General features: G+C 67.2%; 27 protein-coding genes. 16 read left to right on the plus strand and 11 right to left on the minus strand.

Going from position 1 to position 25670, the window contains the following annotated elements; genetic code table 11:
* Positions 1-2 precede the first annotated feature (2 nt).
* Positions 3-1061 (minus strand): thiamine ABC transporter substrate-binding protein, encoded by a 1059-nt coding sequence (locus tag NJQ44_RS06985; protein WP_254273965.1) that lies wholly within the window; start codon positions 1059-1061, stop codon positions 3-5.
* Positions 1062-1169: 108 nt separating this feature from the next.
* On the opposite strand from NJQ44_RS06985, the gene NJQ44_RS06990 reads away from it, so the two are divergent.
* Positions 1170-2483 carry a nickel pincer cofactor-dependent isomerase, group 22 gene (locus NJQ44_RS06990; RefSeq protein ID WP_254273966.1) on the plus strand — a complete coding sequence of 438 codons (1314 nt, stop codon included), beginning with the start codon at positions 1170-1172 and terminating at the stop codon, positions 2481-2483.
* Positions 2484-2509: 26 nt separating this feature from the next.
* Complete coding sequence (locus NJQ44_RS06995) at positions 2510-3298, plus strand: enoyl-CoA hydratase/isomerase family protein (protein WP_254273967.1); 789 nt, start codon at positions 2510-2512, stop codon at positions 3296-3298.
* A 31-nt stretch (positions 3299-3329) separates the two neighbouring features.
* Here NJQ44_RS06995 and NJQ44_RS07000 read toward each other — a convergent pair whose 3' ends face one another.
* The 4 genes from NJQ44_RS07000 to NJQ44_RS07015 form a co-directional block, all read right to left on the minus strand.
* Positions 3330-4469 (minus strand): acyl-CoA dehydrogenase family protein, encoded by a 1140-nt coding sequence (locus NJQ44_RS07000; RefSeq protein WP_254273968.1) that lies wholly within the window; start codon positions 4467-4469, stop codon positions 3330-3332.
* 202 nt (positions 4470-4671) lie between these two features.
* On the minus strand, positions 4672-5157 hold the full coding sequence (locus NJQ44_RS07005) for an SRPBCC family protein (protein ID WP_254273969.1): 486 nt from the start codon (positions 5155-5157) through the stop codon (positions 4672-4674).
* Between the two features lie 62 nt (positions 5158-5219).
* Positions 5220-6476 (minus strand): Glu/Leu/Phe/Val family dehydrogenase, encoded by a 1257-nt coding sequence (locus NJQ44_RS07010; RefSeq protein ID WP_254273970.1) that lies wholly within the window; start codon positions 6474-6476, stop codon positions 5220-5222.
* Between the two features lie 216 nt (positions 6477-6692).
* Complete coding sequence (locus NJQ44_RS07015) at positions 6693-7526, minus strand: HpcH/HpaI aldolase/citrate lyase family protein (RefSeq protein WP_254273971.1); 834 nt, start codon at positions 7524-7526, stop codon at positions 6693-6695.
* A gap of 51 nt (positions 7527-7577) precedes the next feature.
* On the opposite strand from NJQ44_RS07015, the gene NJQ44_RS07020 reads away from it, so the two are divergent.
* On the plus strand, positions 7578-8060 hold the full coding sequence (locus NJQ44_RS07020) for a MaoC family dehydratase (RefSeq protein ID WP_348533082.1): 483 nt from the start codon (positions 7578-7580) through the stop codon (positions 8058-8060).
* 51 nt (positions 8061-8111) lie between these two features.
* Positions 8112-8957, plus strand: coding sequence for a CPBP family intramembrane glutamic endopeptidase (locus tag NJQ44_RS07025; RefSeq protein ID WP_254273973.1), 846 nt, complete (start codon positions 8112-8114; stop codon positions 8955-8957).
* Positions 8958-8963: 6 nt separating this feature from the next.
* On the opposite strand, the gene NJQ44_RS07030 is transcribed toward NJQ44_RS07025, so the two are convergent.
* On the minus strand, positions 8964-10709 hold the full coding sequence (locus NJQ44_RS07030) for an acyl-CoA carboxylase subunit beta (protein WP_254273974.1): 1746 nt from the start codon (positions 10707-10709) through the stop codon (positions 8964-8966).
* Between the two features lie 112 nt (positions 10710-10821).
* Here NJQ44_RS07030 and NJQ44_RS07035 point away from each other — a divergent pair, with 112 nt between their 5' ends.
* Positions 10822-12867 (plus strand): PKD domain-containing protein, encoded by a 2046-nt coding sequence (locus NJQ44_RS07035; protein WP_254273975.1) that lies wholly within the window; start codon positions 10822-10824, stop codon positions 12865-12867.
* Here the strand turns inward: NJQ44_RS07035 and NJQ44_RS07040 are convergent.
* Positions 12861-13739 (minus strand): class 1 fructose-bisphosphatase, encoded by an 879-nt coding sequence (locus tag NJQ44_RS07040; protein WP_254273976.1) that lies wholly within the window; start codon positions 13737-13739, stop codon positions 12861-12863. The genes NJQ44_RS07035 and NJQ44_RS07040 overlap by 7 nt on opposite strands.
* 288 nt (positions 13740-14027) lie before the next feature.
* Here NJQ44_RS07040 and NJQ44_RS07045 point away from each other — a divergent pair, with 288 nt between their 5' ends.
* Together NJQ44_RS07045 and NJQ44_RS07050 are read left to right on the plus strand one after the other, a co-directional pair.
* Positions 14028-14888: a 3-hydroxyacyl-CoA dehydrogenase family protein gene (locus NJQ44_RS07045; RefSeq protein WP_254273977.1), complete on the plus strand. Its 861-nt coding sequence runs from the start codon at positions 14028-14030 to the stop codon at positions 14886-14888.
* Positions 14889-14950: 62 nt separating this feature from the next.
* Positions 14951-16093, plus strand: a complete 1143-nt coding sequence (locus NJQ44_RS07050) for an acyl-CoA dehydrogenase (RefSeq protein WP_254273978.1) — start codon at positions 14951-14953, stop codon at positions 16091-16093.
* 22 nt (positions 16094-16115) lie between these two features.
* Here the strand turns inward: NJQ44_RS07050 and NJQ44_RS07055 are convergent, their stop codons facing one another.
* Positions 16116-16427, minus strand: coding sequence for a PadR family transcriptional regulator (locus tag NJQ44_RS07055; protein ID WP_254273979.1), 312 nt, complete (start codon positions 16425-16427; stop codon positions 16116-16118).
* A gap of 89 nt (positions 16428-16516) precedes the next feature.
* Between NJQ44_RS07055 and NJQ44_RS07060 the strand changes: the two genes are divergently transcribed.
* The 5 genes from NJQ44_RS07060 to NJQ44_RS07080 all read left to right on the plus strand — a co-directional run bounded on the left by NJQ44_RS07060 (position 16517) and on the right by NJQ44_RS07080 (position 19505).
* Complete coding sequence (locus tag NJQ44_RS07060) at positions 16517-16804, plus strand: DUF7111 family protein (RefSeq protein WP_254273980.1); 288 nt, start codon at positions 16517-16519, stop codon at positions 16802-16804.
* A gap of 41 nt (positions 16805-16845) precedes the next feature.
* The gene (locus NJQ44_RS07065) at positions 16846-16986 is read left to right on the plus strand and encodes a hypothetical protein (RefSeq protein ID WP_254273981.1); all 141 of its coding nucleotides are present in this window, start codon (positions 16846-16848) and stop codon (positions 16984-16986) included.
* Positions 16987-17053: 67 nt separating this feature from the next.
* Entirely contained in the window at positions 17054-17476 is a 423-nt protein-coding gene (locus NJQ44_RS07070) for a cobalamin B12-binding domain-containing protein (protein WP_254273982.1), read from the plus strand.
* Entirely contained in the window at positions 17473-18504 is a 1032-nt protein-coding gene (gene meaB, locus NJQ44_RS07075) for a methylmalonyl Co-A mutase-associated GTPase MeaB (RefSeq protein WP_254273983.1), read from the plus strand. The genes NJQ44_RS07070 and meaB overlap by 4 nt, the downstream gene beginning before the upstream one ends.
* 59 nt (positions 18505-18563) lie before the next feature.
* A complete protein-coding gene (locus tag NJQ44_RS07080; protein ID WP_254273984.1) occupies positions 18564-19505 on the plus strand; it encodes an alpha/beta fold hydrolase in 942 nt (313 codons plus the stop codon).
* Between the two features lie 12 nt (positions 19506-19517).
* Here the strand turns inward: NJQ44_RS07080 and NJQ44_RS07085 are convergent, their stop codons facing one another.
* From NJQ44_RS07085 to NJQ44_RS07095, 3 genes are all read right to left on the minus strand, one after another.
* A complete protein-coding gene (locus NJQ44_RS07085; protein ID WP_254273985.1) occupies positions 19518-19904 on the minus strand; it encodes a Zn-ribbon domain-containing OB-fold protein in 387 nt (128 codons plus the stop codon).
* Positions 19901-21067, minus strand: a complete 1167-nt coding sequence (locus tag NJQ44_RS07090) for a thiolase domain-containing protein (RefSeq protein ID WP_254273986.1) — start codon at positions 21065-21067, stop codon at positions 19901-19903. Before NJQ44_RS07090 ends, NJQ44_RS07085 begins: the two co-directional genes overlap by 4 nt.
* Positions 21068-21232: 165 nt before the next feature.
* Positions 21233-21430 carry a DUF5800 family protein gene (locus NJQ44_RS07095; protein ID WP_254273987.1) on the minus strand — a complete coding sequence of 66 codons (198 nt, stop codon included), beginning with the start codon at positions 21428-21430 and terminating at the stop codon, positions 21233-21235.
* A gap of 142 nt (positions 21431-21572) precedes the next feature.
* On the opposite strand from NJQ44_RS07095, the gene NJQ44_RS07100 reads away from it, so the two are divergent.
* The 4 genes from NJQ44_RS07100 to NJQ44_RS07115 all read left to right on the plus strand — a co-directional run bounded on the left by NJQ44_RS07100 (position 21573) and on the right by NJQ44_RS07115 (position 25610).
* On the plus strand, positions 21573-22568 hold the full coding sequence (locus NJQ44_RS07100) for a polymer-forming cytoskeletal protein (RefSeq protein ID WP_254273988.1): 996 nt from the start codon (positions 21573-21575) through the stop codon (positions 22566-22568).
* Between the two features lie 188 nt (positions 22569-22756).
* Positions 22757-23842, plus strand: a complete 1086-nt coding sequence (locus NJQ44_RS07105) for a metal ABC transporter substrate-binding protein (protein ID WP_254273989.1) — start codon at positions 22757-22759, stop codon at positions 23840-23842.
* Positions 23839-24600, plus strand: a complete 762-nt coding sequence (locus NJQ44_RS07110) for a metal ABC transporter ATP-binding protein (RefSeq protein ID WP_254273990.1) — start codon at positions 23839-23841, stop codon at positions 24598-24600. Before NJQ44_RS07105 ends, NJQ44_RS07110 begins: the two co-directional genes overlap by 4 nt.
* On the plus strand, positions 24597-25610 hold the full coding sequence (locus tag NJQ44_RS07115; RefSeq protein ID WP_254273991.1) for a metal ABC transporter permease: 1014 nt from the start codon (positions 24597-24599) through the stop codon (positions 25608-25610). Before NJQ44_RS07110 ends, NJQ44_RS07115 begins: the two co-directional genes overlap by 4 nt.
* Positions 25611-25670 lie beyond the last annotated feature (60 nt).

A 25670-nucleotide genomic window follows, 5' to 3' on the forward strand; every position in this document is an offset into this window, starting at 1 on the left:
CGTCAGTTGCTCGCGATTTGGCGCGCCCACTCGTCTATCCAGCCCTCGACGTTGCCCGCGAGTTCGTCGTAGCTAAAGGTCACGGGTTCGGGGGGTTCGAGGGCGTACTCGCCGAAGTCGCCGCCGGGTTCGACGCCCTCGACGGCCGGGAACTGGACGTTTCGCACCGCAATCTCGGACTGGGCTTCCTCGCTGAGCACGAACGACATGAACTCGCGGGCCAGTTCGGGGTTGTCGGCGTCGGCGAACTGCGCCATCCCTTCGGGGTTCGCGTACCCCTGGTCGTTCAGGAATCCGACCTGATGGCGGGACATGTCCACGTCCTCGCCGTGGTAGTACACTTGGTCGGTGGAGTAAGAGACGACCATCGGGGCCTCCTCGTTCGTGTAGGCCTGATACGCCGGTTGCCAGTCCGAGAGAATTCGGACGCCGTTGTCGAGGAGTCCCTGCCAGTAGTCGAGGTAGCCGTCGGCCCCCTTCGCCGCGATGGTCCACAGCAGGAACGCGCGGCCGGGGTCGGACTGCTGGGCGTTCTGGGTGATGAGCGCGTCCTCGTAGCCCGGTTCCAGTAGCGTGTCGAACGTCGCGGGTTCGTCGACGGCGCCCTCGTCGTACACCAGACTGATGTAGCCGGTGTCGTACGGAATCACGCGCCCGTCGGGGTCGAAGTTCAGCGACGGCTTGACCGAGTCAGCGCCGTCGACGCTATCGGTGGCCGCGGCGAAGAGCGCGTCGTCGAGTTCTTCGTCGGCCCGGACGAGTTCGCCCGTGTTCAGGCCCACGAACACGTCGGCGTCTATCGGCGCACCCTCGGCCTTCCGCTGGATGAACTGGTTGATGCCGCTCTCCGGCGTCCGGAACTCGACAGTCGAGTCCGGGTGTTCGGACTCGAAGGCGGACTTGAGCCAGTTCCCCGCCGTCCCCTCGCCGGTGAACGAGGAGTACGTCGCGACGGTCAGCGTTCCGTTCAGCGATTCGGACGACCCTCCGCTACACCCGGCCAACGCGGTCACTCCAGCGGCCCCGATGCCGGTGCGGGCGAGGAACGTACGTCGTTTCATCACTTGGTTGATTCACCGAGTAATACTTTAACAACTCGTTCTACTGACGGCGGGGCCGCCTCGTTCGGAAGACTGGATATTTGTACGCGACCGCCGACACACTGTCGTATGGACGTACCCGAACGCGGCGATGTGGACCACCTCATCGACCCACAACCTCTCCCGGCGTTCGCACGAGTCCGCTACGAACCACCGACCGAGACGGTGTCAGACCCGGCCGCGGCGGCGCGGGCCGAACTCGACGCGCTCTCGTTCGATGGCGTCCCCGACGGCGGGACCGTCGCCGTCGCCGTCGGTAGCCGCGGCATCCACGCTATCGGCGACATCGCCGCCAGCGTCGTCGCAGAACTCGCCGAACGGGGGTTCGACCCGGTGCTGGTCCCCGCGATGGGAAGCCACGGCGGCGCGACGCCCGACGGACAGCAGGAGGTGCTGGCGTCGCTCGACATCACCGAGGAGCGGACGGGCGCGCCCATCGACGCCCGGATGGACGCCGAGGAACTGGCGACGGTCACGGTCGGCGAGACAGAGATGCCGGTGTACTTCTCGACGGCGGCACTCTCCGCCGATGCCGTCGTCGTCGTAAACCGCGTGAAGGCGCACACGAACTTCTCCGGGCCGATTGAGAGCGGCCTGACGAAGATGGCGGTCGTCGGACTGGGCAAACAGCGCGGCGCGAAGGCGTTCCACTCGACGGCCATCGCCGAGGGCTACGTCGAGACGCTTCGGACCGCGTTACCGGTCGTCGAGTCGGAGACCCCCTTGCTGGGTGGTGTCGCCCTCGTCGAGAACTTCAGCGAGGAGATAGCGACCGTCGAGGGCGTCCCGACGGGGTCGTTCCTCGACCGCGAACCCGAACTGCTGGCACAGGCGAACGAGGAGATGCCGACTCTACCGGTCGACGACGTGGACCTGCTGGTGGTCGACGAACTCGGCAAGGAGATTTCCGGGGCGGGAATGGACACGAACGTCATCGGTCGCTACCGCGTCCTCAACGCGGACGACCCCGAGACGCCCGCTATCAAACTCATCTACGCCCGCGGCCTGACCGAGGCGACGAAGGGCAACGGCAACGGCATCGGCCTCGCGGACATCACCCGACGGGCCGCGCTCGACCAACTCGACTTCCAGAAGACGTACGCCAACGCGCTCACCAGCGGGTCGCTCGCGAAGGCCAAACTCCCGATAGTCGCGCCGGACGACGAGTTCGCCCTCCGGACGGCGTTTGCCGCGCTCGGCGGGTACGACTCCGACACCGTCCGGGTCCTCTGGATACGGAACACCGAGGACCTTTCGGAGATGTGGGTCTCCGAAGCCGTGCGCTCGGACCTGCCCGACGCGGCGACGGTCCTCGAACAGGGGTCGCTCACCTTCGACGACGGAACCGCCAGGTTCACCGGTTCGTCGGCCCCCGAGCGTTGATGTACCGAGGCGGCGACGGGCGGGACATGGAACAGTTCGACGACATCAGCTACGTCGTCACCGACGGCATCGCGACAGTCACCATCGAGCGGCCGGACGTGTACAACGCCTTCACCCGGAACACCGTCCTCGAACTCAACGCGGCCGCCCGGACCGCCGAAGCGGACGACGGCGTCTACGCCGTCGTGCTGACCGGCGCGGGCGCGGGCTTTTGCTCGGGTGCGGACACCACCGAGATGCCCGACTGGGACGACCAATCGCCCGAAGAGTACGGGGCGTTCCTCTGGGTCATCCAGCAGTTCGTCTGGAACCTCCGGACGATGGCGACGCCTTCCATCGCCGCCGTCAACGGGCCAGCTATCGGCGCGGGGTGTGACTTCGCGCTCGCCTGTGACCTGCGCGTCGTCGGCGAGGACGGCGTCATGCGCGAGGGATTCGTCAACATCGGCCTCGTCCCCGGCGACGGCGGCGCGTGGCTCCTGCCCCGACTCGTCGGCGAGTCGAAGGCCCGCGAGTACCTGCTCACCGGCCGCGACATCACCCCCGAGGACGCCGTCGACATCGGTCTCGCCGTCGAACGAGCGGCCGACGCCCTGGACGCGGCGGGTGACCTCGCGGCCGAGATTCGGGACAAACCGGCCACGGCGGTCCGGCACACGAACCGACTAATCGACCCCCAGCAGAGCTTCCCCGAGTACTGCCGGAACGCGGCCGAGTACCAGTGGGACTGCGTCGTCGACGCGGAACATCGGGAAGCCGTCGCCGCGTTCAACGAGGGCCGCCCACCGAACTTCGAGCGGGCATACGAGAACTGAGCGAGCACGGCGAAGTCGGCCGACCGCCGCGTTACCGCTCCGAGACGGCCGGGAGGCCGTCTTCTTTCAGCGCCCGGGCGATGGTGTTCAACTGCATCTCGTCGGTCCCGGCGGCGATTCGACGGCCGCGCGCGAGTCGGTAGAGGTGTTCCAGCGGGTGACCCTGCTGGTAGGCGCGCGCGCCGACGATTTGAACGGCCTCGCTGACGACGCTCTCGACCATCTGCGAGCAGTGGAGCTTCGCCGTCGAGGTCCGGAGTCGCGACGGCGGGCGTTCGTGACCCTGTGCTCCGGCCGCGGAGAGATACGTCAGGGAAGCCGCCGTCTCGACCTGCCGGTACATCTCCGCGAGTTTCCACTCGATGCCCTGAAACGAGTCGAGCGTCTGTCCGAACTGCTCGCGCTCGCTCGCGTACGAGAGCGCCTGTTCCAGCGCCGCCTCGGCCCACGCGACGGTGAGGACCGAACTCCCCAACCGCTCCCAGTTGAGCGACACCAACTGCCGTTTGAACGCCGCTTTTCCGCGGGTGAGGACGTGGCTCTCCGGCACGACCACGTCGTCGATGGTGAAGTGCGTCTGGGCGTACCCGGCCATGTTCGTGTACACCGTTTCGATTTCCACGCCGGGGTCGTCGTAGGGAATGACCACGGACCCGAGGCCGTCCGGGAACCGGACCCACGTGACGGCGGCGTCGCCGAACGGGACGCCGCCGACCCACGTCTTCTCGCCGTTACACACCAACCGGCCGTCGGTGTCGGTCACTGCCGTCGTCATCGCCCCCACGTCCGACCCGGCGTCGGGTTCCGAGATGGCGATGGAGACGAAGCTCTCGCCCGCGGTTACGTCGGGGAGGAACTCCCGTTTCACTTCCTCGGAGCCGAACAGGTCGATGGCTCGCGGGGCCACCATGCTCTGCATGTAGGTGAACCACCCCGTGTCCGGGCACTCGCGGCCGACCGCTTCGGTCAGGAGCATCGCCGTCACGTCGCCCAGTCCCTGCCCGCCGTACTCCGCGGAGATAGACGGGCAGTACAGGTCCGCGTCGGCGAGTCGCCGGAGGTTTTCCCACGGAACGTCGCCGCGCCACGTGTACGCCTCGTCGGCGAACTCGGCGGCCACCGACTCCGCACGCTCGGCGTACTCGCGTTGGTCCGGTGTCAGGGCGACCATCACGTGAACGTTTCCCACGATTCGTGATAAATCGTCGTATCGAGTCGGCAACGCCGTGTTGGCTCCGGCACGGGAGGCCAGCGGTCGATGCCTTGGTCGAGAAGAGTACACCGCTCGCGGCCGAAACAGTCGATTTTCGCGCGAGAGGGCGAGACCGAAGTCGGCGGCTAGGGGTCTGTCGACGGAACTCGATGCCGTCCCTTCACCGCTCCAGTAGCGCCTTCGTCTCCCGGTGGCGATACCGGAACATCGGTTCCATCCCGAGGAATCCGAGCGGTCCGACGGCGCGGCCGAGCGGTCCGCCGGGGAGTTCGTACTCGACGTGGTCCCGGACGATGGTCGCGTCCTCCCCGTCGGCGCGGAATCGGTGGGTGTGCTCCCACTCCGGGAACGGCCCCTCGGTCATCACGTCCCGGAACATGGCCTCGCCGTCGTCCTCCTCGCGAGCGACGATTTCCGAGACCCAGCGCTGTCGCGGGCCGACGCCGAACGGTCGGATGGACGAGACGACGACGGACCCCGCGTCCAGTACTTCGGGGTCGGGGTCGCCGTCCGGGCCGCGCGTCTCCTCTATGCGGAGGTGCATCCAGTCTGGCGTCAGGGCGACGAGGCCGTCGCCGGTCGAGTGAAACTCCCACACCTCGGACAGCGGCGCGGCGACGCGGACTTCGCGCTCGAAGACGGGCATACCTCCGATTGGTGCGACACGGGGAAAACGACGGCGGTGGCGGCGGTCGATTGCCGCCGACCTCAGGGCCAGATGCCCGCTTCCTCGGCGGCGTTGACGACGCGTTCGATGGCGACGACGTACATCGCGGTGCGGAAACTCGGGGCGTCGGTCCGCTCGTACGTCTTGACGAGGTTGTCGAAGGCGTTCGTGATGACCCGTTCGAGTTCGTCGTTGACGCGCTGTTCCTCCCAGTAGAAGCGCTGGCGGTTCTGGACCCACTCGAAGTACGACACCGTGACGCCGCCCGCGTTGGCGAGGATGTCGGGAAAGACGGCCACGTCGCGGTCGGTCAGCACGTCGTCGGCCCGCGGCGTCAGCGGGCCGTTGGCGGCTTCGACGATGATGTCCGCCTGCACCTCCTGGGCGATGTCGCCGTTGATGGCATTCTCCAGCGCCGCCGGGATGAGGAGGTCCACGTCCAGCGTCAGCAGTTCCTCGTTGGTCAGTTCCTCGGTGGCGTCCTCGAACCCCGTGACCGACCCGGTCTCGTTCTTGTGACTTTTAGCGGCCCGGGCGTCGAAACCGTCGGGGTTGTAGACGGCCCCCGAGGAGTCCGAGACGGCGACGATGTTCGCGCCGAGGTCGTCGATGAGTTTCGCGGCGACGGACCCGGCGTTGCCGTAGCCCTGGACCGCGACGGTGGCCTCGCCGACGTCCTTCCCGAGGTAGTCGAACGCCTCCCGCGTGGTGAGCATCACTGAGCGACCGGTCGCTTCGACGCGACCTGCGCTCCCGCCCGATTCGGGGGCTTTCCCGGTGATGACGCCGGGTTCGGTCGTGTTCTCTAAGGTCTCGTAGGTGTCCTTTATCCAGTTCATCTCCCGCTGGCCGGTGTTCACGTCGGGCGCGGGGATGTCTCGGTCCTCGCCGATGAACGGGCGCAGTTCCTTGGCGAACGAGCGCGTGACGCGCTCCACCTCGCCGTCGGAGTACTCGCGGGGGTCGAGTTTGATGCCGCCCTTCCCGCCGCCGTAGGGGATGTTGACGGCGGCGCACTTGTACACCATCCACCCCGAGAGCGCCTTCACCTCGTCGCGAGAGACCTGCGGGTGATAGCGAATCCCGCCCTTGTACGGGCCGCGGTCGCCGTTGAACTGCGAGCGGAAGGCCTTGAACACCTCGATGGACCCGTCGTCCATCTCCACGGAGAGGTTCGTCTCCAAGACCCGCTCCGGGTGTTTCAACCGTTCGAGAACGTCGGTCGGGTACTCCAGATAGGCGGCCGCGTCGTCGATTTGCTCCTGCAAGCTCTCGAACGGGTTCACCTCGTTAGACATAGCTACATAGACACTTAGCGCGGTGAAAAGGGTACCGCCGGTCATGGGCGGGCTTGCCTACATAGGCAGGCGCTTCGTCACTCGGTTTCCGGCCTCGCTAGTCGCCCGCGAACACCTCGTCGGCGTCGTAGTCGACACGGGCCAGCGTCGAGTGCGGGCGACCGTCCGGTAACATCGGTACCACGCGAGCGAACGTGAAATCGTCCGCCGGGTCGGTCAGGACCAGTCGACGCCAGCGCGGTCCAGCACCCGTTCGGCCTGTCGAATCTGTGGTGCGTCTATCATCTCGCCGTCGACGACGAACACGCCGCCGTCGGCCTCGTCGCGGGCTGACAGAATTCGGGTGGCCCACTCGATGCGCTCGGCGTCCGGCGTGAACACCTCGTTGATGACCGTCGCCTGCGCGGGGTGGATAGCGAGTTTCCCGTCGTAACCCAACTGACGCGCCCGCTCTGCCTCTCGACGGAGGCCGTCGTGGTCGGTGAAGTTCGGAAAGTGCGTGTCGACGGGCGTCACCCCCGAGGCTCGTGCGGCGAGGACGACGTGTTGACGGGCGTGTTCGACCTCGTTCCCCTCCGTGGTTCGGGTCGCGCCGATGTCGCCCGCGAGGTCCTCGGCCCCGAACAGGAGGGCGTCCGTCGGGTCGGCGGCCGCGATTTCCTCGGCGTGCAGGACACCCGCTGCGGACTCGACGAGCGCCAGTATCGGGCAGTCGATACCTACCTCGGCCGCGAGGGCCGCGAGCGAACGCACGTCTTCGCCGGTTCGCGTCTTCGGGAGCATGAGGGAGTCCGGGTGTGGGCCGTCCGCGAGTTCGGCCACGTCGTCGGCCGCCTCCCCGTCGACGGAGTTGACGCGCACGCACACCTCACAGTCGGCGGGGAGCACGTCGGACAGCGCCGCCCGAACCGTCTCGCGGGCCGCCGCCTTCGCGTCCGGGACGACGGCGTCTTCGAGGTCGAAGACGACCACGTCGGCGTCGCTCGTCGGCGCCTTCCGGAGTTTCGCCGGGTCGTCGCCGGGCGCGAACAGGATGCTTCTCCGGGCCATAGCGGGGAGTTCGACGCGAACGCACGTAAGTCTCCGGCGGTGGCGGCCCCCATCGCTAAGGAGCGGGACCGCGTCCTCGCGTCCATGACCGGTCTGTACTTCGAGGAGTTCACCGAGGGCGAGACCATCCGCCACGAGAAGCGCCGGACGATAAGCGAGAGCGACAATCAACGCTTCTGCGATTTGACCATGAACCAGCAACCGCTCCATCTGGACGCCGAGTTCGCGAGCGAGACGCAGTTCGGCGAGCGGGTGGTCAACGGTCTCTACACCATGTCGCTGGCCGTCGGCCTCACCGTCCCCGACACGACGGACGGAACCATCGTCGCGAACCTCGCGTACGACGACGTGGAACACCCCGCGCCGGTGTTCCACGGCGACACCGTCCGTGCAGAGACGACGGTGACGAACACCCGACTCACCAGCGACGAGGAGCGCGGCGTCGTCACGATGCGCGTCGACGTGTTCAAACAGGACGACACGCTCGTCTGCTCGTTCGAGCGGACGGCGCTGGTCGAACGCCGACCGGCGTAACGCCGCCCTCGTCACTGCGTTTTATTGCCGCCCCCGGCGATATCCGCGACGATGCCCGCCCCCGATAGGTCCCGTCTCGCACGGTTCGTGGTCGCCCTCTTGGCGCTCGCCGCCGCCGTCGTCGCCGTCTCGCTGGTTACCGGGATTCGACTGGTCGCGCTCGCGCCCGTCTACATGTTCACGCCGATGGTCGCCGCGTTCGTCGCCACGCTCACGACCGGCGTCTCGCCGTCGACGGTTGGCTTGCGTGTCGGCCGCCCGACGTGGCTCGCCGTCGCCGCCCTCCTCTCGCTCCCGCTTGTCGCGCTGACGCTCGCCCTCTCGCTGGCCATCCCCGGTGTCGCGTTCGACCCGAGCGCGAACCCGCTTCCCGGGGTCGCCCTCCCTGGCGGCGTTCTTGGCCTGCTGGTGACGCTCGCTATCGCGCTCGCCGCAGGGGTCACGATAAACGCCGCCTTCGCCTTCGGTGAGGAGTTCGGCTGGCGCGGCTATCTCCTGTGGGAACTCGCGCCGCTCGGCTTCTGGAAGGCGTCGGGCCTCATCGGCGTCTGCTGGGGTCTGTGGCACGCGCCCGTCATCCTCGACGGCTACAACTTTCCCTCGTTTCCGCTGGTCGGCGTCGGGATGATGGTGCTCGCCTGCGTCGCGTTCTCGCCGCTGTACACCTACGTCGTCCTCCGCGCGAGGTCGGTGCTGGCCGCCGCGTTCCTCCACGGCGTATTCAACGCCTCGGCCGGGTTCGTGTTCGTCTACGCGACCACCGAGAGCGCGGTCCTCCGCCAACTGGTCGCCAGTTCCGTCGGCCTCGCCAGCGTCGTCGCGTTCGCCGTCGGGACGGGGGTCGTGGTCGCCCGCGGCGTCCCGACGCTGGACCGGGCCGCCGTCGAGGGTCGATAACCGCGCTCAGAGAATCGTGCCGTGTTTCTTCTGTGGCCGGTCCTTCTCCACGTCCTCGTACATCTCGAACCGGGCGGCCAGTTCCGCCCGCAGGTCGCTCGGCGGGACGATTTCGTCGATGACCACTTCGCTCGCCATGCGGTGTACGTCGATGTCCTCGCGGTAGGACTCTCGGAGTTCGCGCTCGCGCTCGGCCCGTTCGTCGGGGTCCTCGATGGCGTCGAGTTTGTTCGCGTAGACGGCGTTGATGGCCGCCTCCGGCCCCATGATGGCGATTTCGCCGCTCGGGAGCGCCAGCGTCGCCTCGGGGTCGTAGGCCGGGCCGGACATGGCGTAGATGCCCGCACCGTAGGCCTTCCGGACGACGACACATTGCTTGGGGACGGTGGCCGAGGAGGTGGCGTAAATCATCTTCTTGCCCGCTTCGAGGATGCCCTCCTTCTCGACGCTGGACCCGGCCATGAACCCCGGCGTGTCACAGAGATACAGCAGGGGGACGTTGAACGCGTCGCACTTCCAGACGAACTCGGCGGCCTTCCGCGCCGAGTCGGGGAAGATTGCCCCCGCGCGCTGGGCGGGTTGGTTGGCGACGACGCCCACGGTGCGGCCGTCGACGCGGGCGAACCCGGTGAGAATCTCTTTGCCGTATTCCGGTTGTAGCTCGAAGAACGACTCGCCGTCGACGACGCGCTCTATCACCCGGTGCATGTCGTAGCCTTTGTTCGGTTCCTGCGGGACGACGGCGTCGAGGCCGTCGGGAGATTTGGCGGGTGCGACCGTCTCCGCTCTGGGCGGTCGCTCGTCGCAGTTGTCCGGGAGGTACGTCAGCAAGTCTGCGACCAGTTCGCGGGCGTGCTCCTCGTCGTCGGCCACGAGGTCGGCGCTCCCCGAGTGCCGGGCGTGCACGTCCGGGCCGCCCAGCGTTTCGAGGTCGATGTCCTCGCCGGTGACCATCTCGACCATTCGCGGCGAGGCGATTGCGAGCGCACTCATTCCCCGGACCATCACGGTGAAATCCGAGAAGACGGGCGTGTAGGCCGCACCGGCGATACAGGGGCCGTAGAGGACGCAAATCTGCGGGACTGCGCCGGAGAGAATCGAGTGGTTGTAGTAGAACTTCCCGATGCCCTCCCGGTTGGCGAAGAAGCCCCGCTGTTGGTCGATGCGGCCGCCCGAGGAGTCCACGAGGTAGAGCGCGGGGCGACCGGACTTCAGGGCGCGCTGTTGGAGACGGATGAACTTCTCGACGCCGCGTTCGGCGACCGACCCGGCCTTCACGGTGAAGTCGTTGGCGGCGACGTGGACCTTCCGGCCATCCAGCGTCCCCGCCCCCGCGACCATTCCGTCGGCGGGGAGTCGGTCGTCGGTGTCCTCGCCGTACCAGCTATCGAAGTTGGCGAACCGGCCGTCCTCGAAGTCGAGGCCGTCCTCGCCGAACCACAGTTCGAGGCGGTCCCGGACGAACAGTTTCCCCTGGTCGGCCAGTCGCTCGCGGTACTTCTCGGGGCCGCCGCGCTCGATGTCGGCGATTTCCTCGCGGAGACGCTTCTCGCGGTCGGTCGGTCCGAGGTCCTCGGCCGCGGCGACGCCGTCGGCGTCGGTATCGTCGACTTCGAGGACTTCCCGGACGAGTGTCGGTTCGTCGCTGTCGCCGACGTACACTTCGACGGTTTCGCCGACGTGTTCGGCGACGGCGGCGGCGATGGCCGACGCCTCCTCACGGCTGGCGCCCTTCGCGATACGGACCTTCATACCACACCACACGACCCCCGGCACCACAGTAGTTGCCCCCGACGGAGCGCGATTATCAGCGTTCGAAATGTCGCCGGGCCATTGATAACCGCCGCTGGGGTAGTGAGGGGAGATGAGCGCCGCCAGCGCGGAACGCCGACAGTCGACGGGACGCGGACGGGTCGCGGGCCGTCGTCTCCTCGCAGTCGCGCTGTTCTGTGCGCTGGCCGTCCTCGCGTCGGGCACCGTCGCCGCGGCGGACACCGAGGCACCCGAGTTCGGGAACGCGACGAAGGGCAACGCCACGACCATCCACGTGACCGTCTACGACAACGGGACGCTCGACACTGGCAGTATCGCCGCCGCCGACTTCGTCACGACCCGCGGAACCGTCGAGAACATCTCGGTCGCCGACATCGACGCCGGAGAGAACCGCACCGGCGCGCGCGTCTCGCTGTACCTCGCAGAACGCCTGAACGCGAACAACGTCACGGTCGGGATTCGGAGCGCCGGGGGCATCGCCGACACCGCCGGGAACAAACTCAGGGACGGGACGGTTACCGTCTCCGGTATGGACACGGTGACGCCGAGATACCGGTCGTTCGAGATACGGCGGGTCAACGCCTCGACCGTCGAGATTCGCGCGGCGGTGAACGAACCCCTCGACGGCCTCTCGGTCAGCATCGGCGGTCCGGTCACCGACCGCCTGAACCGCTCGGACTTCACCGAATCGGTCGGCGACGCCGTCGTCTACACGGCCCGCTACACGTTCCCCGAGGAAGGGGCGTACCCGATACTGTGGCTGAACGCGACCGACCGGTACGGCAACACCGTCAAACTCTCTCGCCTCCGCTCGTTCCGGTACGACGGGTCCGCGCCGAACGTCACGCTCGAAGGGCCGACCAACGCGACGGTCGGCGAGACGCTGAACTTCACGGCGCGCAACTCCACCGACGAGCAGGGTATCGACCGCTACCGATGGCGCATCGACGGCGGCACGCTGTTGCCGGGTCCGTCGATTCAGGTGGCCTTCGCCACGCCGGGGGCCCACGAAGTCGCCGTCGAGGCGACCGACCCGTTCGGCAACGCGGCCACGGCGGCCCGGACGGTGACGGTGACCCGCGACGGTGACGCGTCCGGACTGAACGTCAGCCAACCGAACGCCACCACCGCCTCGACGACCGTCGTCGGGACCGGATTCGCCCAGCGAATCACCGCTCCGAACGACTCGCTCGTCACCACTGCGAACGCCTCGCTGGACCGCGTGACAGTGACGCTCCCGGCCAACGAGACGGTCCCACTGACCGTTCGGGCGCGCAACCGGACGCCGTTCTCGTTCCTGACCGTGACGGGCGACGCCGGTCTCGCGACGTTCGCCGTCGACCACGGCGGCGTCCCGGTCGACCGCGCGACGTTCACGTTCACCGTTCCGCGGCCCGCGCTGAACGGGGCGTCGCCGTCGGCGGTGACGCTCTATCGGGACGACGACGGGTGGTCGGCGCTCGACACGGCCGTCGTCAGTCGGAACGAGACGCGGGTCGTCTATCAGGCGTCCTCGCCGGGTCTCTCGCGGTTCGCCGTCGGCGTCGGGGACGGGGCTGACGCGCGGCCGACCGAGACGGCGACCGAAACGCCGGTGCCGACTCGGACACCCGTGGAAAACGAGACGGCGACCGCTACCGAGAGCGAGGCGGAGTCGGCCGAGTCCGGCGGGGACGCGCAGGCGGCGTCCGAGTCCCAGTCGACGGGAACGCCGGACATCGAAGTCACCAACGTCACGGCCGAACCCGATTCGCTCGCCGTCGGCGACAGCGTCGTCCTGACCGTCGAAGTCACGAACGACGGGACCGCGACGGGCGACTATCTGGTGGGTGTCTTCCTCAACGACAGCACGCTCGCGACGCGTGAGGTGACCGTCCCCGCCGGGGAGACGCGGACGACGGAGTTCTCGCGGGAACTCGACGACAGCGGGCCGCTGGAAGTGGGAACGACGCGCGTCGCCAACGTCACCGGCGGTGGGGGATTCTCGCTGCCGTCCCTCGGCGCGCCGTCGGGACTACCGAACCCGCTGTCGCTGTGGCCCAGCGGTATCGTTGGAACGATACTCGGCGCAGTCGTGGGACTGGTCGTGGTCGTCTACGGCATTCTAAAAGCGCTGGCTATCTATCTCGGTTACTGACCGACCGAGCGTTCGAGTCGGTCGATGAGGGCGGCGTTCCCGAGGTGGAGGGGAACTCGCTCGTGGAGTTCGTCGGGCGTTATATCGAGCAGCGACTGCGTGCCGTCAGAGGACTGTCCGCCCGCCGCCTCGATGACGTAGGCCATCGGTTGGCCCTCGAACTGGAGGCGGAGTTTGCCGTCGGGACTGGAGTCGAGCGCCGGGTACGCGAAGATGCCGCCGTAGGTGAGTATCTGGTTGATGTCGGCGATCATCGCCCCGCCGTAGCGGAGTTTCAGTTCGTGGCGAATCTCCTCTGCGAACGGCTGGAACTCGTCGGTCCACGAGTCGACGCCGCCGCCGAACCCGAACACCGTCGGGTCTTCGGGGATGGTCACGTCGTCGTTGACGAGGCGTTTGTCGCCGTCTTCGAGGATGTACTCCTTCACGCGGCCGTCGCGGGCGACGACCATCGAGGTGACGGGGCCGTAGATGACGAACCCCGCGGCGAGGAGGTTCCGGCCGCTGGTCGGCGGCCGCTCGCTGTAGATGCCGAAGATGGTTCCCATCCCGCTGTTGGGTTCGAGGTTCGAGGACCCGTCGAGGGGGTCCATCGCGACGTGGAAGCGGCCGTCGCTGGTCGCGAGCGTCTCGCGTTCCTCGCTGGCGTAGGTGGCGACGCCGTCGATGCCGAGGACGCGCGCCTCGAACAGTTCGTCGGCGCGCACGTCGGCGGCGAGTTGCTCGTCGCCGCTGGGGTTGACGGTGCCGCTGTGTTCACGTTCGGTGGCGATGGCCGTGCGAACGTCGGCGGTGGTGGCTGCGATGGTGTCGATGACCTGTGCGACGGTTCGGTCGGCCTGCGTGGCCGAAGCGTCGAGTGATTTGCTCATTTATCGAGGGGTGCTGGGCGTCGTGGCCCGGCGGTAGTTGCGCGTGCGGTCCAGTATCGAGGTGACCCGCCGAGTGTCGGCCCAGTGTATCACGTACGCTCCGATTCACCCGCCCGGCATAAGTATCTTGTTGCTGACATTTACTACGGAGCGAGTGAATCCTTTGGAATCCGCGCTTTCTGGGGGTTAGGGTGTGTTACTGTTCCGCAAGCTCGAAAACGTATTCGAACGCTTACTATTACCGTCTCGGCGGCAGGCTTACACGAACGCCGACCGAACATTTCGGATATGCAACTCGAAGACATCGGCACGGTCGGCGTCGTCGGCGCGGGCACGATGGGCAACGGCATCGCGCAGGTGGCCGCGACGGCGGGCTACGACGTGGTGATGCGGGACGTCGAACAGCAGTTCGTCAGCGCGGGGTTCGACGCCATCGACCGGAGTCTCGACCGACTGGTGCGGAAGGAGGAACTGACGCAGGCCGAGGCCGACCGGGCGCGCGGGCGAATCGAGGGGACGACGGACCTCGCCGACCTGCGGGACGCCCACCTCGTCGTCGAAGCCGTCACCGAGGACATGGGCGTCAAGCAGTCCGTCTTCGGTGACTTGGACGACACCTGCGGGCCCGAGACGGTGCTGGCGACCAACACAAGTACGCTCTCGATAACGACCATCGCCAGCGTCACCGACCGCCCGGACCGGGTGGTGGGCCTGCACTTCATGAACCCCGTGCCGGTGATGAAGGGCGTCGAAGTCGTTGAGGGCGAGAAGACCAGCGAAGAGACGCTGGCGCTCGGCCGCGCGTTCGCGCAAGCCGTCGGGAAGGAGACGTGGGACGCCGACGACAAACCCGGCTTCGTGGTCAACCGCATCCTCATGCCGTGGATAAACGAGGGCGTCCGGGCCTACGACGAGGGCATCGCGGGCAAGGCGGACATCGACCGCGGGATGACGCTCGGGACGAACGTCCCGATGGGGCCGCTGGAACTGGCCGACCACATTGGCCTCGACGTGGTGCTCGACGCCTCCGAGACGCTCCACGAGGAACTCGGCGACCGGTATCAGCCAGCCTATCTCCTCAAGCGGAAAGTCGCGGCGGGTGACCTCGGGAAGAAGACCGGCGCGGGCTTTTACGAGTACGAGCGATAGGGACAGCGGCCGTCGTCCCGCCCGTGCCGAACAGTAAAGGACGCCGCACGATACCTTCCACCATGGACTTCAGTCCGACGGCCGAGCAGCGACAGATACGCGACATGGTCGCGGAGTTCGTCGACGAGGAAGTCGTCCCCCGCGCGGCCGACATCGACGCGGCCGACGAGTTCCCGTGGACCCTCGTCGACCAGATGGCCGACCTCGGTCTCATGGGGATGCCGATTCCCGAGGAGTACGGCGGCGCGGGCCTCGACTACCACAGTTACGCGATGGCCTTAGAGGAGATTTCCCGCGGGAGCGGCGGCCTCGGGACCATCGTCGCCGCCCACATCTCGCTGGCCTGCAACATGGTCTCCGAGTTCGGCGACGAAGCCCAGAAAGAGGCGTACCTGACGCCGATGGCCGAGGGCGACGACATCGGTGCCTTCGCGCTCTCGGAACCCGGCGCGGGCAGCGACGTGCCCGCGATGGAGACGACTGCCGAACGCGACGGCGACGGCTACGTCGTCGATGGCGGGAAACTGTGGATTTCGAACGGTTCCGTCGCCGACACCGTCGTCCTGTTCGCCAAGACGGACCCCGACGCGGACAACAAGGGCATCTCGTCGTTCGTCGTCCGTCCCGAGGAAGACGACGGGTTCGTCGTCGAGGGGACGGAACACAAACTCGGCGACAAGGGGTGTCCGACCGCCGAACTCCGCTTCGACGAGATGTACCTCCCCGAGGAGCGCCGTCTCGGCGACGAGGGCCGCGGGTTCGTCCACGCGCTGAAGACGCTCAACGGCGGGCGAATCACCATCGCCGCCCGCGGTGTCGGCATCGCACAGGCGGCCCTCGACGAGGCGCTTCAGTACGCCCAGGAGCGCGAGCAGTTCGGCCAGCCAATCGGCGAGTTTCAGGCCATCCAGCACAAACTGGCCGACATGGACACGAAGACCAGCGCCGCCCGCCTGCTCATGCATCGGGCCGCCGACCTGAAAGAGCGCGGCGAACCGTTCATCAAGGAGGCCGCGCAGGCGAAACTGTACGCCTCAGAAGTCTCTCGAGAGGTGGCGAACGAAGGGATCCAGATTCACGGCGGCTACGGCTACACGAAGGACTTCCCGGTCGAACGGTTCTACCGCGACGCCAAATTGAACGAAATCTACGAGGGGACGAGCGAAGTCCTGCGGAACACCATCGCGGACCAGTTGCTGGACTGAATCGCAGTCTCGGCCGCCCTCGCTACTGTTCGTCGCGCGGTTCGTCCGCCCCGTCGTCCAGATGCTCGGCCATCCACGCGAACTGCTCGCGCAGTCGACGCTCGCCGCCCTCGGTCAGCGAGTACTTGTCGGCGATGCCCTCGGTGCGGTGCTGGACGAATCCAGCGTCCTCCATCGCGTCGAGCGCGCCGTAGAAGCTCTTTGGCTCGATGCGCGTGTCGTAACGCCGTTCGAGTCGCGTCTTGAGGCGCTGGCCGGTCATCTCGCCGTCCTCGGCCCCGGCCAACAGGACGCACATGTCGCGTCGACGCCCGCTCTGGAACCACTTCGCCATGCGCGATTCGTCGGCGGCCGCCCGTTTGCGCGTTGCGGTTCGACCGGCGGACCGTCAGTTTAGCATACGATGCTTCCCTAGAGCGACCGATGGCAGACATCGACGACCCGACGACGGCGACGGCCGACGGCATCACCGCCCGCTACCGAGAGACGGAGACGGAGCGACTGCTCACCTTCGAGGCCGACGGCCGGACGGCCGCCATCGCCCAGAACGTCGAGGGATACGCGATGCTGAAGGTTCGACCCACCGCCGACGGCGACGAACTCGAACGCTATTACGGGTTCGACATGGCCCTGGACCACGCCGCAGAGCTACTCGGCGCGTCGCCGACTGCACTCCCGGTTCCCGACGCGGCCAGCGACATGGGGATGTAGCGTCGGGAAAGGACTATCGGCCGGGCCGACGAAAGTAGCCCATGGCGACGATATCGGACCGCTTCGACCACCCGGCGTGGCGAACCGCCGCGGCGACGCTCGCTGGCTACGGCGTCGTCCTCCTCGTGCTGTTTCTCCTGCTGTTCGTCGTGCCATACCTCGTTCTCTCGGCGTCTGTGTGACCCGACCGACCCCTGACTGTGGCAGACGGGGGCAAGAGTCAAACCGCATCCGGTGGTAGTCGGTGGCATGAGTGTCGAGCAGGAACAGGCAGAGCGCACCATCCGGTGTCTCGTCGCGAAAGTCGGCCTCGACGGCCACGACCGCGGGGCACACGTCATCGCGCGGGCGCTACGCGACGCCGGGTTCGAGGTCATCTACTCCGGTCTCCACCGCTCGCCCGACGAAGTCGTCCAAGCGGCCGTCCAAGAGGACGTCGACGTCGTCGGCATCTCCATCCTCTCGGGTGCCCACAACACGCTGGTGCCGAAGATTCTCGACGGCCTGCGCGAGTACGACGCCTTCGACGACCGTCTCGTCCTCGTGGGGGGCATCGTCCCCGACGACGACAAGGCCGAACTGCGCGAACAGGGCGTCGACGAGATATTCGGCCCCGGCGCGTCGATGGAGGAGATGATAACGTACATCCGCGAGCACGCCCCCGAGCGATGAGCGCGCTCGTCGACGAGTTGCTCGCCGGGAAGCACAGCGCGCTGGCGCGCGTCATCACCAAGATAGAGAACCGGTCGCCGGGCTACCGGGAGATAATCTCCGACCTCCACCGACACACGGGCCACGCCGACGTAGTCGGTGTCACCGGCAGTCCCGGCGCAGGGAAGTCGACGCTCGTGGACAAGGTGGCCGCCGAATACCGCGACCGGGGCCTCACCGTCGGCGTCATCGCCATCGACCCGTCCTCGCCCTTCTCGGGCGGCGCGGTGCTGGGCGACCGCATCCGCATGGCGTCGAACGCGGGCGACATGGACGTGTTCTTTCGGTCGATGTCCGCCCGCGGGTCGCTCGGCGGCCTCTCGACGGCGACGACGGACGCCGTCACCGCGCTGGACGCGTTCGGGAAGGACGTAATCATCGTCGAGACGGTCGGTGCGGGACAGAACGAGGTGGACATCGTTCGCACCGCCGACACCGTCGCCGTCCTCGTCCCACCGGGGAGCGGCGACGACGTGCAGATGCTGAAGGCCGGTATCCTCGAGATAGCGGACGTGTTCGTCGTCAACAAGGCCGATTTGGACGGCGCGGACCGCACTGTCCAGCAGTTACGGGAGATGTTACAGGGCCGGGGCGGGACGGCGGGCCACCACGGAGGGATGGGTCTGGAACGGCCCGGCGGCGACGGAGATGCGGGCGACGACGGGGACGCCTGGGACCCCGTCATCGTCGAGACTGTCGCCAACCGCGGCGAGGGCGTCGACGCGTTCATCGAGGCGTTGGCGGAGCACAGCGACTACCTCGACCGGACGGGCCAACGAGAGGCCCAGGAGCGCGAGCGCTTCGCCGCCGAGATTCGGACGCTCCTGCGCGAGGACGCGAACCGACTCCTCTCCCGCGAACTGGTCCAACGCGGGGGCATCGAGCAATACGTGGACGCCGTGGTAGCCCGCGAGACGGACCCCTACACCGTCGTCGACGACGTCCTCGCACCGCTCCGGGACTGCCTCGACGCCGACCACCCGCGGTAGGACCCGAACTTACCACCCGTCCATCACGTATAAACAGGCCGCGGCCCGTATTTCGGGGTATGAAACTCCGCAAGGTACTCGGTGCCGCCGTCGGCGTGGTCGGGTCGACCGCACTCGCGAACGAACTCCTCCAGTCGCGCGCCGACGACTTCGAACCGCTGTTGCCCGGCGAACAGCAGACGTATCGCTGGCGCGGGTTCGACGTGGCCTACGCGGAGGCTGGCGACCCCGACGACCCCGACCTCGTCCTTCTCCACGGCATCAACGCCGCGGCGTCGAACCACGAGTTCCACGCGGTGTTCGAGACGCTCGCCGAGGAGTACCACGTCATCGCGCCGGACCTCCCCGGGTTCGGCCACTCCGACCGGCCGCCGCTGCTGTACTCGGCGTCGCTCCTCTCGACGTTCGTCCGTGACTTCCTCGACGACGAGAGCGAGGACGCGACGGTCGTCGCCTCCTCGCTCACCGGGTCCTACGCGGCCATGGCCGCCCGCGAAGTCGACGTGGGGCGACTCGTCCTCGTCTGTCCGACCGACTCCTCGATGGGGAACCGGAACGTCTGGGTCCGGTCGCTCGTTCGCTCGCCGATTGTCGGCCAGGCGCTGTTCAACCTCATCGTCTCGAAGCCCTCGATTCGGTACTTCCACGAGGACCACGGCTACTACGACATGGACAACCTCACCGAGGAAATCGTCGACTACGAGTGGCAGAGCGGCCACCAACCCGGCGCGCGGTTCGCCCCGGCGTCGTTCGTCTCCGGCTTTTTCGACCCCGAGGAGAGCCTCGGCGACGTGTTGGCGGACCTCGACGTGCCGGTGACGCTCGTCTGGGGCGAGAACGCCGACATCACGCCGCTCTCGGAGGGGCGCGCGCTCGCCGACCGCGCGGACACGGCGCTCGTGGTGTTCGGCGAATCGCTCCTGCTCCCGCACGTCGAACACCCCGAGCAGTTCGTGGACGTGGTGCGCGGCGAGACGGCGACGGTCAGAGTCGAAAAGTAGCGTCGGACTCTCTCACCGCGGTTCGAAGACGACGGCCCGGTCCCCGGTCGTCGCTCGCTCGCCGACGTGGAGGCCGACGACCGTCCCGATAGTCACGTCGTCGGGGTCGATACCGCGGACGAGGCCGGTCACCGAAACCGGGCCGAAGTCCGCGATGGCAGTCACGTAGGGCGCGTCGTCCTCGAACTGCGGCGTCGGGACGGTAATCGTCGAGTGGGTGAGGACTTCGCCGCTCTCGGGCATCTGCTCCTCGGTCAACTCGCGCGACCCGCAGTCGGGGCAGACCCGCCGCGGCGGAAGCCATCCGTGACCGTTCTCGCATTCTATGTAGTAGGCCTCGCCGTCCTCGATGGCGTCCAGCCACGCGTCGTACTGGCCGTCGGGGGCGGCGTCCGTCATTCTCTCACCTCCAGGACGTGGACCGTGGTAGAGGCGACGGTCCCGCCCGCGTTGTGCGTGACGCCGACAGTTCCATCGGGGACGGCGTCGGCCCGCGGGTGCGACCCGTCGAGGACCCACGCGGCGGTCGCCAACTGGGCGACGCCCGTCGCACCGACCGGGTGACCCTTCGCCTTCAGGCCGCCCGAGAGGTTGATGGGCAACTCGCCGTGGCGGTCCGTCTCGCCGTTCGTCGCGGCGTGGATGCCCTCGCCGTGGTCGTAGAAGCCCAGCGATTCGATAGCCAGCACTTCGGCGATGGTGAAACAGTCGTGGACCTCGGCGAAGTCCACGTCGTCGGGTCCGATGCCCGCGTCAGCGTAGGCCTCCTCGGCGGCCTTATCGGCGGCGGGCGTCTGCGCGAGGTGCGGCCGGTCCTGTAACGCGAGGTTGTCGCCGCCCTGGCCCGTCCCGGTGACGGCGATGGGGGCGTCGAGGCCGTGGTCCTCCGCGTACTCCTCGCTCGTGAGGACGGCCGCCGCCGCGCCGTCGGTAATCGGACAGGAGTCGTACAGGCCCAGCGGACTCGCGATGGTGGGCGCTTCCAACGCGTCTTCGACGGTAATCGCCTTCTGAATCTGCGCGTGTTCGTTGACGAGGGCGTGTTCGTGGTTCTTCACCGCGATGTGGGCCAAGTCCTCGTGTGACCCGCCGTACTGGTCGAAGTACGACCGGGCCATCAGCGCGTAGGCCCCGGGGAAGGTCATCCCGGCGCGAATCTCGTAGAGGTCGTCGGCGGCGATAGCCAGTGCGTCCGTCGCGGCGGCCGTCCCGATGTTGGTCATTCGCTCGGCACCGCCGACGACGATAACGTCGGACTCGCCGTTGCGCAGGCTCTTTACCGCCTCGCGGACGGCGGCCCCGGCCGAGGCACACGCCGCCTCGAACCGCGTCGCGGGGGCGTCGAGGCCGATAGCTTCCGCCATCAACGGTCCCTGGTGGCCCTGATGCTCCGCGAGTTCGCCCATGAAGTTGCCGTAGTAGAGCGCGTCGACATCGTCCGGGGCGACCCCGGCGTCGTCGAGCGCCTCCAGTCCCGCCTCCGCGAACAGGTCCCGACCGGTGCGTTCGGGGTGTTTCCCGAACTTCGTGACACCGGCACCGGCGATACGTGGGTCTGTCATTACCACTCAGTCCGAACTGAGTACTTAAATTCTTGCCGCCCGTGTGAGTTTTTGCCACGATTTCGGCGACGAATTACCGCAAGACGGCGGACGTTATGACGATATTTGTATATATTCCTACGAGCGAATTACTGCCTACGAAAGAACTGCGTGCGGGCGGGGACCTCACTTCACGATTTCGGCGATGCGTCGGGGTTCGCCGCTGAGGGTCGGGTCGGGTTCGACGATTTGCAAGACTTCGTGGTCGGTCACGTCGGGGTAGGACTTCTGGGTCGCGTCCTCGATGAGGGCTTTCTCCAGTCGGAACTCGGTGCCGTCGTAGACCACGTCGACGCCTTGCTCGTCGAACGAGAGAACAGTCATACCCGCCGTAGGGGAGAAACGAATAAAAGTGTAGTCTCTCGGCGGATGGTTGTGCCCGGTTCCCACGCCCCGTCAGACGAACGTCAGACGCCCGTCGTGCGCGTCCTCAGGCTTTAATACCCGTGATACCGCTATATCGGGTGTGCTATTCGGCTCTGATCCGCTCTCGGAACTCTCGATTCCCGACGGGACGACCGTCGAGGAACACGACCTCGTGACCGACGGGGACGTCATTATCGGCGGGCAGAGCACGGTCGAGTTCGGCGTCCGCGGGCGCTCGGTCATCGCCGACGAGCGAGTCCGCTTCGGCGGCCACATCGAAGCGGAGGGCGACTGTCGCCTCGACATGTGGTGTGACGTGGCCGACAACGTCCTCGTCGGCGAGGACGCCTACATCGGCGAACGCGTCCACATCGGCGGCGAGTTGCGCGTCGCCGGGGACGTGGACATCGGCGACGACGTGGACATCGAAGACGGCTTCGAGGCGAACGGGTGGATAGTCATCCGCAACCCGATGCCGACCATCGTGTTCCTGTTCGTCTACCTCTCGCAACTCCTGCGCATCGGCGAGGACGAGGCCGCACGGGACCTCGTCGACGAGATGCTCGGTGAGGACCGCGACCACGACCCTATCCTCGTCCCGCGCGGGGCCAGCGTCTCCGACGACGCGTGGCGCGTCTCGACGCCCGCGACCATCGGCGACGACTGCCGACTCCACGGCAACATCCGCGCCGAATCCCTAGAGGTCGGCCGGGACAACGTGGTCTTCGGCAGTCTCCGCGCTCGCGAGGACGTGGTCGTCGGTAAGGGAACCGAAATCAAAGGCGACGTGACGACCCGCAACGGCGACGTTCGCGTCGGCCCCGGCGCGAAGGTGTGGGGCGACATCTCCGCGAACACGGTCGAACTCCACGAGAACGCCACCGTCGACGGGAAGATTCGCGCTCGCGAGGAGATGCGGATGCACACCGACGAAGTGTTGGACCGCCCGGACGAATCGGCCGTCGCGATGGCCGAGATGGCCGAGGAGTTAGAGAGCGGCACGAACTCGACGGACGAGGGCGGCGACGACGCGGCCTCGGAAGACCGGGACGAACCGGTCGACGAGGAGGGCGATACTGCCGAAGCATCCGACTGAGGCGAGCGTCGCTGCAGTGGCTTCTATTCCCCGGACGTCTCTGAACGGGCCGTACTACCCGATAGCCACGGGCAACCGATTCGACTCTCGTAGCACTCGCCCTCGCCGCACGAATGAATTAGACGAGTCTAATCTTTTGAGTAGATAGTAACTACTTTATCCTTGGATGCCTCCTCGCTCAGTAAGGAATGAACGACACGAACCGAAGTTCCACGGGACGCGGACTCTCGCGGCGGCGAGCAATCGCGACCGGCGCGGGTCTGCTGGCCGCAGGATTCGCTGGCTGTACGAGTAGCGGGCAGGGAACGGGGACCGATACTGACACCGACACCGACGGTTCCGATGACGGACCGGTCGCCGTTGCCTCCTTCTTCAGTTTCTACGACTTCGCTCGCAACGTCGCCGCCGAGACTCCCATCACGGTCGAGAACCTCGTTCCGACGGGCCTCCACGGCCACGGCTGGCAGCCAAACGCCAGCGTTACGAAGCGTATCATCGAGGCCGACGCGTTCATCCACGTCGGCCCGGGGTTCCAGCCGTGGGCCGACCGCGCCATCCAGACGCTGCGGGACGACGGGGTCGACACCCAACTCATCAACGTCCGGAAGGGCGTCGAACTGGTGGACCTCGCCGCCAGTCTCGACCCCGAGGAGGAGGGCGTCGGCGAGCAACAGGGCAAAGACCCCCATTTCTGGCTCGACCCCCGACGGGCGAAGACCTCAATCGACAACATCACCGAGGGCCTGGTCGAACTCGCGCCCGAGTACGAGGACACGCTCCGGGAGGCCGCCCGCACGTACAAGTCAGAGACTATCGACCGCATCGACGCCGACTACGAGGCCATCTTCGACGCCGCCGAACGCGACGTGGTGCAACTCGCGGCCCACAACGCGTTCCAGTACATCGGCGTCCGCTACGGCGTCCGGATGCGGCCGCTCGTGACCAACCTCGCGGCCAGCGGTGACGTCGCTCCCGAAGACATCAGGCAGGCCCAGCAGGTCATCGAAGACAACGACATCCGCTACATCGCCAACGGCGTCTTCGAGTCGCGCCGTCCGGCGATTCAGCTCATCGAGGAGACGGGCGCGGAGGCGTACTTCCCGGTGACGCCGTACGCTGGCGTCCGGGAAGACTGGGTGGCCAACGACTGGGGCTACGAGGAGATTGCCTACAACATCAACATGCCTACGTTCGAAGTCGTCCTCGGCAACAAGACGCCCGAAGAGGCGGGCCCGACGGAGGGCTGGGGCGAGACGTGGAGGAACTTCGAATGAGTCGGGGTGAGAGGGCGGGCGACGCCCCGGTCGTGGAGGCGTCGAACGTCTCGTTCGGCTACACCGCGACGCCGGTCGTCCGGGACGTCTCCGTGCGCATCGACCCCGGCGAGTACGTCGCCATCGTCGGACCGAACGGCTCCGGGAAGTCGACGCTGATGAAGCTCTTACTCGGCCTGCGCCGCCCCGACGAGGGGACGGTTCGGCTGTTCGGCGAACCGGCCCACGCCTTCGACGACGGCTCCCGAGTGGGCTACGTCGCCCAGCACGCCAGCGCCTCGAAAGAGATGCCCATCACCGTCCGCGAAGTAGTGAAGATGGGGCGATTCCCCCACGTCGGCTTCGGCCGACTCTCCCGTGAAGACTGGGCAGTCGTCGACGACGCCATCGAAGCGGTCGGTATGTCGGCGTTCAGGAACCGACGGGTGACGCAACTCTCCGGCGGACAACGACAGCGTGCCTTCATCGCAAGAGCGCTGGCGGGCGAGGCGGAACTGCTGGTCTTGGACGAACCGACGGTCGGCGTCGACGCCGAGTCGGTCGACGCGTTCTACGACCTGCTGGAAGCCCTGAACGAGGACGGCATCACCGTCTTGCTCATCGAACACGACCTGAGCGCCGTCACCGACCACGCCGACCGAGTCGTCTGTCTCAACGGCGAGGTGTACTTCGACGGCCCGACCGACGAGTTCGTCGACGGTGACGCGCTTGCCCGCGCGTTCGGGACCGCCGCGATGGGGCTGGGGGCAGACGGATGAGCGGGGTCGCTATCATCCTGCAGGCCAGTCCGCTGGACGCCGTGCTCGCGCCGCTTTACTTACTGTTGGCCCTCTGGTCGGAACTGCTGACGTGGGTGGCCGGTGTGACCGGACTGGAACTGCTCCAGTACGGATTCATGCACCGGGCTATCCTGGTCGGCCTCTGTATCGGCGTGATGGCCCCGCTCATCGGGACGTTCCTCGTCCACCGGCAACTGGCGCTCATCGGGGACGCGCTGGCTCACACCGCCTTTGCTGGCGTCGCCGTCGGTCTGTTTCTCAACGCCGTCATCGACCTCGGGGTGACGCCGTACCTCACCGCCGTCGTCGTCGCTATCGTCGCGGCGCTGTTCATCGAACTCATCTCTGAAGCCACCGACGCCTACAACGACGTGTCGATGGCAATCGTCCTCTCGACGGGCTTTGCGCTGGGGACGACGCTCATCAGCATCAACGCAGGTGGCCTGACCGTCAGCGTCGACCAGTACCTCTTCGGGAACCTCTCGACGGTCACCTCACAGAGCGCGGCCATCCTGCTGGTGCTGTTCGCCGTCATCGTCGGCGTCGTCGCCGTGACCCGTAACCAACTGCTCTACGTCACCTTCGACGAGACGGCCGCCGAGGTGTCCGGCATCTCGGTCGACTGGTACAACCGCATCATGGTGATGCTGACGGCGCTGGTCGTCGTCGGCGCGATGCAGATTATGGGCGTCATCCTCGTCGCGGCGATGCTGGTCGTCCCCGTGGCTGGGGCGACACAGGTCTCGCGAAGTTTCACCGAGTCGCTGTTCGTCTCTATCGTGTTAGCCGAACTGGCGGTCATCTTCGGTATCGCCATCTCGTACTACGCCGGTGCGACCGCCGGCGGCGTGGTCGTGCTCGTCGCGGTCGGTATCTACGTCCTGGCCGTCGTCACCGGGAAGGTCCAAGACGCGGTCGGCGAGGAGTCCACGCCCGAGATGGGGACCATCGACGCGGGCGACGCGGCGGCCGACTCCTCGGGCGACTGAGTACCCCGAGCGCCCCGACGTTCCGCGGCGGGCGACGGCGGTTCTAGCGACTCCCGAACC

The organism is Haloarcula marina (assembly GCF_024218775.1).
GTDB lineage: Archaea > Halobacteriota > Halobacteria > Halobacteriales > Haloarculaceae > Haloarcula > Haloarcula marina.

Coding starts and splice junctions, on each gene's coding strand:
- NJQ44_RS06985 (WP_254273965.1), bottom strand. CDS start 1,061: ATGAAACGACGTACGTTCCTCGCCCGCACCGGCATCGGGGCCGCTGGA.
- NJQ44_RS06990 (WP_254273966.1), top strand. CDS start 1,170: ATGGACGTACCCGAACGCGGCGATGTGGACCACCTCATCGACCCACAA.
- NJQ44_RS06995 (WP_254273967.1), top strand. CDS start 2,510: ATGGAACAGTTCGACGACATCAGCTACGTCGTCACCGACGGCATCGCG.
- NJQ44_RS07000 (WP_254273968.1), bottom strand. CDS start 4,469: ATGGTCGCCCTGACACCGGACCAACGCGAGTACGCCGAGCGTGCGGAG.
- NJQ44_RS07005 (WP_254273969.1), bottom strand. CDS start 5,157: ATGCCCGTCTTCGAGCGCGAAGTCCGCGTCGCCGCGCCGCTGTCCGAG.
- NJQ44_RS07010 (WP_254273970.1), bottom strand. CDS start 6,476: ATGTCTAACGAGGTGAACCCGTTCGAGAGCTTGCAGGAGCAAATCGAC.
- NJQ44_RS07015 (WP_254273971.1), bottom strand. CDS start 7,526: ATGGCCCGGAGAAGCATCCTGTTCGCGCCCGGCGACGACCCGGCGAAA.
- NJQ44_RS07025 (WP_254273973.1), top strand. CDS start 8,112: ATGCCCGCCCCCGATAGGTCCCGTCTCGCACGGTTCGTGGTCGCCCTC.
- NJQ44_RS07030 (WP_254273974.1), bottom strand. CDS start 10,709: ATGAAGGTCCGTATCGCGAAGGGCGCCAGCCGTGAGGAGGCGTCGGCC.
- NJQ44_RS07035 (WP_254273975.1), top strand. CDS start 10,822: ATGAGCGCCGCCAGCGCGGAACGCCGACAGTCGACGGGACGCGGACGG.
- NJQ44_RS07040 (WP_254273976.1), bottom strand. CDS start 13,739: ATGAGCAAATCACTCGACGCTTCGGCCACGCAGGCCGACCGAACCGTC.
- NJQ44_RS07045 (WP_254273977.1), top strand. CDS start 14,028: ATGCAACTCGAAGACATCGGCACGGTCGGCGTCGTCGGCGCGGGCACG.
- NJQ44_RS07050 (WP_254273978.1), top strand. CDS start 14,951: ATGGACTTCAGTCCGACGGCCGAGCAGCGACAGATACGCGACATGGTC.
- NJQ44_RS07055 (WP_254273979.1), bottom strand. CDS start 16,427: ATGGCGAAGTGGTTCCAGAGCGGGCGTCGACGCGACATGTGCGTCCTG.
- NJQ44_RS07060 (WP_254273980.1), top strand. CDS start 16,517: ATGGCAGACATCGACGACCCGACGACGGCGACGGCCGACGGCATCACC.
- NJQ44_RS07065 (WP_254273981.1), top strand. CDS start 16,846: ATGGCGACGATATCGGACCGCTTCGACCACCCGGCGTGGCGAACCGCC.
- NJQ44_RS07070 (WP_254273982.1), top strand. CDS start 17,054: ATGAGTGTCGAGCAGGAACAGGCAGAGCGCACCATCCGGTGTCTCGTC.
- meaB (WP_254273983.1), top strand. CDS start 17,473: ATGAGCGCGCTCGTCGACGAGTTGCTCGCCGGGAAGCACAGCGCGCTG.
- NJQ44_RS07080 (WP_254273984.1), top strand. CDS start 18,564: ATGAAACTCCGCAAGGTACTCGGTGCCGCCGTCGGCGTGGTCGGGTCG.
- NJQ44_RS07085 (WP_254273985.1), bottom strand. CDS start 19,904: ATGACGGACGCCGCCCCCGACGGCCAGTACGACGCGTGGCTGGACGCC.
- NJQ44_RS07090 (WP_254273986.1), bottom strand. CDS start 21,067: ATGACAGACCCACGTATCGCCGGTGCCGGTGTCACGAAGTTCGGGAAA.
- NJQ44_RS07095 (WP_254273987.1), bottom strand. CDS start 21,430: ATGACTGTTCTCTCGTTCGACGAGCAAGGCGTCGACGTGGTCTACGAC.
- NJQ44_RS07105 (WP_254273989.1), top strand. CDS start 22,757: ATGAACGACACGAACCGAAGTTCCACGGGACGCGGACTCTCGCGGCGG.
- NJQ44_RS07110 (WP_254273990.1), top strand. CDS start 23,839: ATGAGTCGGGGTGAGAGGGCGGGCGACGCCCCGGTCGTGGAGGCGTCG.
- NJQ44_RS07115 (WP_254273991.1), top strand. CDS start 24,597: ATGAGCGGGGTCGCTATCATCCTGCAGGCCAGTCCGCTGGACGCCGTG.